This is a genomic window from Paenibacillus forsythiae T98 (genome assembly GCF_000520735.1).
Classification (GTDB): Bacteria; Bacillota; Bacilli; order Paenibacillales; family Paenibacillaceae; genus Paenibacillus_AQ; species Paenibacillus_AQ forsythiae.
This window is the reverse complement of the sequence record NZ_ASSC01000562.1, coordinates 1-6,892: the sequence shown is the minus strand read 5'-3', so window position 1 is coordinate 6,892 and position 6,892 is coordinate 1. Positions and strand designations below refer to the sequence as shown.

The 6,892-nt window shown below is 56.5% G+C and carries 8 protein-coding genes; all 8 read left to right on the top strand.

Annotation, left to right across the window (positions count from 1 at the left end; genetic code table 11):
• A partial coding sequence (locus L692_RS0117605; RefSeq protein ID WP_025701414.1) for a glycosyltransferase occupies window positions 1-342 on the top strand: 342 nt, incomplete at its 5' end.
• Window positions 305-1,492, top strand: a complete 1,188-nt coding sequence (locus L692_RS0117600; protein WP_025701413.1) for a glycosyltransferase family 2 protein — start codon at window positions 305-307, stop codon at window positions 1,490-1,492. The genes L692_RS0117605 and L692_RS0117600, both read left to right, overlap by 38 nt.
• Entirely contained in the window at window positions 1,449-2,507 is a 1,059-nt protein-coding gene (locus L692_RS0117595; protein WP_232238815.1) for a glycosyltransferase family 1 protein, read from the top strand. Before L692_RS0117600 ends, L692_RS0117595 begins: the two co-directional genes overlap by 44 nt.
• Before the next feature lie 5 nt (window positions 2,508-2,512).
• On the top strand, window positions 2,513-3,460 hold the full coding sequence (locus L692_RS0117590) for a glycosyltransferase family A protein (protein WP_025701411.1): 948 nt from the start codon (window positions 2,513-2,515) through the stop codon (window positions 3,458-3,460).
• Complete coding sequence (locus tag L692_RS0117585; protein WP_025701410.1) at window positions 3,457-4,530, top strand: EpsG family protein; 1,074 nt, start codon at window positions 3,457-3,459, stop codon at window positions 4,528-4,530. The genes L692_RS0117590 and L692_RS0117585 overlap by 4 nt, the downstream gene beginning before the upstream one ends.
• A 12-nt stretch (window positions 4,531-4,542) precedes the next feature.
• Entirely contained in the window at window positions 4,543-5,277 is a 735-nt protein-coding gene (locus L692_RS0117580) for a glycosyltransferase family 32 protein (protein WP_025701409.1), read from the top strand.
• 11 nt (window positions 5,278-5,288) lie between these two features.
• Window positions 5,289-5,903: a sugar transferase gene (locus L692_RS0117575; protein WP_025701408.1), complete on the top strand. Its 615-nt coding sequence runs from the start codon at window positions 5,289-5,291 to the stop codon at window positions 5,901-5,903.
• Window positions 5,904-5,908: 5 nt separating this feature from the next.
• Window positions 5,909-6,892: aminotransferase class I/II-fold pyridoxal phosphate-dependent enzyme (locus L692_RS0117570; protein WP_025701407.1), on the top strand; the 984-nt coding region annotated here is incomplete at its 3' end.

Sequence of the window (6,892 nt, the reverse complement as noted above, 5' to 3'; positions counted from 1 at the left end):
TCGGCAAGTCTTCGGGAGGGGCTGCCGGTCAATATTATGGAGGCTATGGCCTGCGGCCTGCCGGTCATCGCCACAAGAAACAGAGGCCATTCGGAGCTTGTGAAGCACGGGGAGAACGGGTATATCGTCGAGCAGGATCAGGAGGAGCTGTTCGCGGAGCATATGCTTGGCCTTTGCCGCTCTGCGGAACTGCGGAGCAGGCTGGGCGAGCGAAGCGTGGAGCTTACCGGAGTCTATAATTTGCAATCGGTCGTAGAGGAGCTTGTGTCCATCTATTCGGGGCATATGAGAGAGGATGGGGGCTATGAGGCCGGAAATCAGTATCATCGTGCCCATATATAACATGGAGGCCTATTTGCCCAGATGTCTGGACAGTCTGCTGGGCCAAAGCTTCGGCGATCTGGAGATCATCGCGGTGAACGACGGCTCGACCGACGGCAGTCTCCCCATCCTCCGGCAATATGCGGACAGGGACAGCCGCATCGTTCTCATCAACCGGAGCAACGGCGGCGTCTCCTCCGCCCGCAATGAAGGGATGGGGCAGGCATCGGGGAGGTACATCGCCTTTGTCGATCCGGATGATTGGGTGGACATGGAGATGTTGATGGCGATGCGCCAGGCGGCGGAGCGGGAAGCCGCGGATATCGTCATGTGCACGTATGTACGCGAGTTCGGCGGCCACGCCAAAGAGAAAGCATTCCCGCTGCCGGATGGCCGGGTATACCGGGGGGAAGAGGTTCAGGAGCATATAACAAGGCGACTGTTCGGCCCGCTGGGAGAAGAACTGGCGCAGCCGGATTATCTGGACGCCTGGGGAACAGTGTGGGGCAAGCTGTACCGCGCGGATCTGATCGGGAGAGCCGCCGCCTCTTTTACCGACCTTGAGGTGATCGGGACGAATGAGGACTCGCTCTTCAACATTCATGTATGCCATTATGCCCGCTCCTTCGTCTTTCTGAACCGCCCGTTCTATCATTACTGGAAATCCAACGCCTCGTCCATTACGTCCCGTTACACCCCCCGGCTGGAGCGTAAATTCAGCAAGCTGTACGGCCACATGCGCTCCTTCATCGAAGAGCATGAGCTGCCGGCGGAATATGCCCGGGCGCTCCGCAACCGGATTTGCATCAATACATTGGGACTCGGCCTCAACATTATTGCTAAAGACAACAGGGTCTCGCCGCTCGCCAAAATCAGGGATATCCACTCGCTTGTCTCCAGGCGGGAGGCCCGTTCGTCGTTTGAGGGATTTGAGCTGAGGTACTGCACCAAGGCGTGGAGAGTCTTTTTTCTGCTCGGAAAATGGAGGCTGGCGCCCGGGATTTATCTGATGCTGAAAGTGATCAACCATTTGCGAATCAAGAATACGAGAGGTGTGGACAATGGAACCCGTTCGAATTCTTCAGGTCGTCACCATGATGAACCGGGGCGGACTGGAGACTATGCTCATGAACTATTACCGTCAGATGGACCGCGGCAGCATTCAATTTGATTTTATGGTTCACCGGCTGGAAAGAGGGCATTACGATGATGAAATCGAAGCGCTGGGCGGGGTCATTCACCGAATGCCGCCAATAAGACCGGGAAATTACCGGATTTATTTCAAAAAGCTGGCGGAGTTCTTCCGTGCGCACCCGGAATACCGCGTCGTCCATTCCCACATCAACGAGAACAGCAGCTTTGTTCTGCGGGCGGCCAGACAGGCCGGAATCCCGTGCCGGATCGCGCACAGCCATCTAAGCGATTTAAGACTGGATCTGAAATTCCCCTTCCGCGTTTACGCGAAATACACCATGAAGGATCATCCCACCCGGTATTTTGCCTGCTCGAAGAACGCGGGACGCTGGCTGTTCGGCAAGGGAATTGAGGAGAAGAACGATCTCATTGTCATGAATAACGCGATCAGCCTTCAGGACTTCGCATTTGACCCTTCCGCGCGGGAACAGGTGAGAGACGAGCTTCAGGCGGGTGAGCGGCTCGTGATCGGCCATGTCGGCCGATTCAATGAGCAGAAGAACCACTCGTTTCTGCTGGACATCTTTCACAGCGTCTACCGGAGGAACCGCAACGTGCTGTTGGTGCTGGTGGGAGCGGGACAGCTGGAGCCTGTGATCCGGCGAAAGGCCGAAAAGCTGGGATTGGGAGAGCATGTCGCCTTTCTGGGCGTCCGTTCGGATATTTCGAGGCTGATGCAGGGCATGGACCTGTTCCTGTTCCCTTCCCTGTATGAAGGGCTGCCTGTCGTTCTCGTCGAAGCGCAGGCCGCAGGGCTGAGATGCATTGCGTCCGGCGCCATTACCAGGGAGGCCGATTTGACGGGCAGGGTGCAGTTCATCGGCTTGCAGGAATCCCCGGACCATTGGGCGCGGGCGGTGCTGGATTCATCCTATGAACATGCGGATACATCGGAGCAGCTGCGCCGAAGCGGATACGACTCCGCCAAGACAGCCGAATGGCTTGCTTCCTTCTACCATGCGGCGTGGCGGCCAATTCTGAACCCGAGGTGAGCATCATGGTTCCTTCGCTTACGGTCTTTACCCCGACTTACAATAGAGCGCATACTCTCCATCTATGCTATGAGAGCCTGATCCGCCAGTCCTGCAAGGATTTTGTCTGGCTGATTATCGACGACGGCTCCACCGACCGGACCCGGGAGCTGGTAGAGGGCTGGATCAGCGAAGGAAGGATTGTCATCCGCTATCACTACCAGGACAATCAGGGCATGCACGGCGCGCATAATGCGGCCTATGAACGGATGGATACGGAGCTGAACGTGTGCATCGACTCTGATGATTATTTGGCCGATAACGCGGTGGAGCGGATTCTCTCGTTCTGGAGGCGGCATGGAAGCGAGCAGTATGCCGGCATTGTCGGGCTGGACGCCTCGCCGGACGGGGAAATTATCGGGAGCGCCATGCCGGAGGGGCTGAAGGCGTCGACGCTGAGCGGACTTTATGCCAAATGGAAGGTCAAGGGCGACAAGAAGCTGGTGTACCGTACCGCCGTGACAAGCGGCGTACCGCCGTACCCGATTTTTCCGGGCGAGAAATACGTTCCGCTCACCTATAAATATCTGCTGATTGATCAGCAGCTTCCGCTGCTGGTCATGAACGAGGTGCTCTGCCATGTGGAATACCGGGCGGACGGTTCGAGCCTGAACATGATCAGGCAGTACCGCAATAATCCGCAGGGCTTCGCTTTTTTTCGGAAAGTGGCGATGGTTTATGCGCCCTCCTTCAAGGAAAGGCTGCGCGAAGCGGTCCATTACGTGTCCAGCAGCCTGATAATGGGCAACCGCAGGTTTGTGGCGGAATCCCCCCGCAAGGCGTCGACGGTGCTGGCGCTTCCGCTTGGAGTCCTGCTGTATCTGTACATTCGACGGACGCAGCGCCCGGGCCCGGTTATCGTCCAGGAAATGACGGGGAGGATCAGACCGGTTCAGGAGAGTGACTCCCAATGACCGTATTGTGGATTCACTTGGCATTTGCTTTTATGCTCTCGCTTTCGGCCAGGTACTTCTCCACTCCGAGCCTGTCTCTTCCCGCAGGCGTCAGGCCGAATCGTCTCCTGGTTCTGATGACGGCCCTCTGGTTCTGTCTCATTTCCGGGATTCGGAACAATATCGGCGATACGGAGATGTATGTCCATTCGTTTCTCACCGACAATTTCACCTGGCAGTATGTGTGGACCAACGACGATATCGGCTTTAATATTTTTCAAAAAATCCTGAAGCTGTACACGAATGATCCGCAGTACATGATTCTGATTACAGCGCTTGTCACCAACATGCTCATTATGACCATGCTGTATAAATATGCGCGGCTGTTCGAGCTGGCCGTGTATATCTATATTACTTCCGGCGCGTTTATCGTCTCCATGAACGGCATCCGGCAGTATTTGGCGACCTCGATGGTGTTCGCCGCGACGAAATATCTGTTTGAGGGGAACTGGAAGAGATATATCCCGGTCGTTCTGTTCGCCTCTCTGTTCCATCAAAGCGCGCTGATCCTGATTCCGATCTTCTTCATCGTGCGGAGAAAGGCCTGGACCACCTCGACCCTGCTGCTGCTCGGCGTCGCCGTCCTGATCGTCTTCGGGTACAGTCAATTTTCGGAAATGCTGTTCTCGGCGATCAAGGATACGCAGTACGGCGTGTATCAGAGCTTATCGGAGGGCGGCGCCAATGTGGTGCGGGTGGCCTTCTACGGATTGCCGCTGATCGTCGCCTATCTCGGCAGGGAGAAGCTGAGCGCGCAGTTCAAGGATATTGACGTAATTGTCAATATGTCCCTGATCGGATTTGTATTGATGCTGGTCGCTACCCAGAACTGGATTTTTGCCAGACTGGCGATCTATTTTACCGTCTACCAGATTTTGCTTACGGCATGGATAGTGAAGGCGTTCCGCAGAAAGGACCAGAAGCTGGTGTATCTGGTTGTCCTGGTTGTGTATCTGGTCTATTTCTTCTATGAAAATGTGATCACGCTCGGTATTGATTACAGAAGCGATCTTATTCCCTGGTTCAACTAAGGAGGCGGACAGATGAATTCTTCGAGGAAGATCCCCGAAGTGGTCCACTACTGCTGGTTCGGCCGCGGCGAGAAGCCGGGCAAGCTGCAAAAGTGCATCAAGAGCTGGCACAGGCATTTGCCCGGCTTTCAATTCGTGGAATGGAACGAGGATAACTTCGACGTTACGGTTAACCGGTATGCGAAGGAAGCCTATGAACACCGAAAATACGCGTTTGTCAGCGACTATGTTCGGCTGCACGCTTTATACACCCATGGCGGAATCTACATGGATACGGATGTTGAAGTGATCCGGCCGCTGGATCGCTTTCTGGAGCTGGAGGCTTTCTCGGGATTCGAGGATGAGCATTACCTGCAATCGGGCACGATGGGGGCGGTGGCCGGCCACGGCTGGATCAAGGAGCTGCTGGATTATTACGAAGCCCGGAGCTTTCTTCTGCCGGACGGCTCTCCGGACACCACGACCAACACGGCGGTGATCAGCGAAATCTGCATGCGGCACGGTCTAAAGCTTAACGGACAATATCAGGTGACGGAGAACGGGGTAACCTTCTATCCCCGGACGTACTTTAGTCCTTACGACTACATTAACGGCGGGAGCTACCTGACGGAAGACAGCTATCCCATCCATCATTTTGCGCAGTCCTGGCTTCCGCTTCACGTCCGCATCCGGAGCGGCGTGAAGCGGACGGTCAGCCGGGTGGTCGGGCCGGAGAATATTGCAAGAATGCGGAAGATGTTCTCATAGGGGGGATTGGGGTGAAAAGGGTATTTGATCTGGCGGTGTCGCTGGCGCTATTACTTGCGTTGTCGCCGGTGATCGCGGGTACGGCCTTGCTGGTGCGGATAAAGCTCGGTTCGCCGGTCCTGTTCAGGCAGCGACGGCCCGGACTGCACGGCAAGCCGTTCGATGTGTATAAATTCAGGACGATGACGGATGAGCGGGACGATTCGGGCGAGCTTCTGTCCGACCATATCCGGCTTACGCCGTTTGGACAATTCCTGCGAAAATACAGTCTGGATGAGCTTCCCCAGCTGTGGAATGTGGTCAGGGGCGACATTAGTCTCGTCGGTCCAAGACCGCTGCTTATGAGCTATTTGCAGCTGTATACGGAAGAGCAGGCCCGGCGTCATCTGGTCAAGCCGGGAATTACCGGATGGGCCCAGGTGAACGGGCGGAATGCGATTTCCTGGGAGGAGAAGTTCAGGCTCGATACCTGGTATGTCGATCATTACAGCTTCGCTCTGGATCTGAAGATCCTGGCGATGACCCTGCTTAAAGTCATCCGATCCGAAGGAATCAGCAGCGGAAATCATGTCACGATGCCCGTATTTCAGGGGGGCGTGAACAAAGAAGAAGGAAGTCGAGGTTGATAGGCATGGCAAATGAGCGGATTTTTCTGTCCCCGCCCCATATGAGCGGACGGGAGCAGCTCTATATTGATGAAGCGTTTGAGACGAACTGGATTGCGCCGCTCGGCCCCAATGTCGATGCCTTCGAACGGGAGATCGCCGAATATACGGGAGCGGGCGGTGCCGCCGCCCTGAGCTCGGGCACGGCCGCCATCCATATTGCGCTCCGGCTGCTGGATGTCGGGCCGGGGGACCGGGTGTTCTGCTCCACCTTTACCTTCGTGGCGAGCGCAAACCCGGTATGCTACGCCGGAGCCGAGCCGGTATTCATCGATTCCGAGCCGCAGACGTGGAACATGTCGCCCGAGGCGCTGGAGCGGGCGCTCCGGGAAGCCGAGCTTGAGGGCCGCTTGCCCAAGGCGGTCATCGTCGTTCATTTGTACGGGCAGAGCGCCCGGATGAAGGAGATCCTGTCGCTGTGCAGCCGGTATGATGTGCCGGTTATCGAGGATGCCGCGGAATCGCTCGGCTCCACCTATGAAGGCAAGGCGAGCGGCACCCATGGCAAGTTCGGCATTTACTCGTTCAACGGCAACAAGATCATTACGACCTCGGGCGGCGGCATGCTCGTGTCCGATGATGAGGAGGCGCTGGCCAGGGCGCGCTTCCTCGCGACCCAGGCGAGAGATGCTGCGCCGCATTACCAGCACAGCGTCATGGGCTATAATTACAGACTGAGCAATCTGCTTGCGGGCGTCGGCCGGGCCCAGCTTCAGGTGCTGGATGAACGGGTGCAGGCGAGAAGAGCGGTGTTCGAGAACTACCGGGCGGCTTTCGGCGGCTTGAAGGGCGTTGAATTCATGCCGGAATTGCCGGGTACGCGTTCGAACCGTTGGCTGACGACGCTGACGATTGACGAGGAGGCGACCGGGGTCAGAATAAGCGATCTGCTGATGGCGCTGGCCGCTGACAATATTGAAGCAAGACCCTTATGGAAGCCGCTTCATCTT

Bases quoted from the DNA above. Each gene is read 5' to 3' on its own strand.
- L692_RS0117580 (WP_025701409.1), top strand. From the start codon at position 4,543: ATGAATTCTTCGAGGAAGATCCCCGAAGTGGTCCACTACTGCTGGTTC.
- L692_RS0117595 (WP_232238815.1), top strand. From the start codon at position 1,449: ATGAACTATTACCGTCAGATGGACCGCGGCAGCATTCAATTTGATTTT.
- L692_RS0117600 (WP_025701413.1), top strand. From the start codon at position 305: ATGAGGCCGGAAATCAGTATCATCGTGCCCATATATAACATGGAGGCC.
- L692_RS0117590 (WP_025701411.1), top strand. From the start codon at position 2,513: ATGGTTCCTTCGCTTACGGTCTTTACCCCGACTTACAATAGAGCGCAT.
- L692_RS0117585 (WP_025701410.1), top strand. From the start codon at position 3,457: ATGACCGTATTGTGGATTCACTTGGCATTTGCTTTTATGCTCTCGCTT.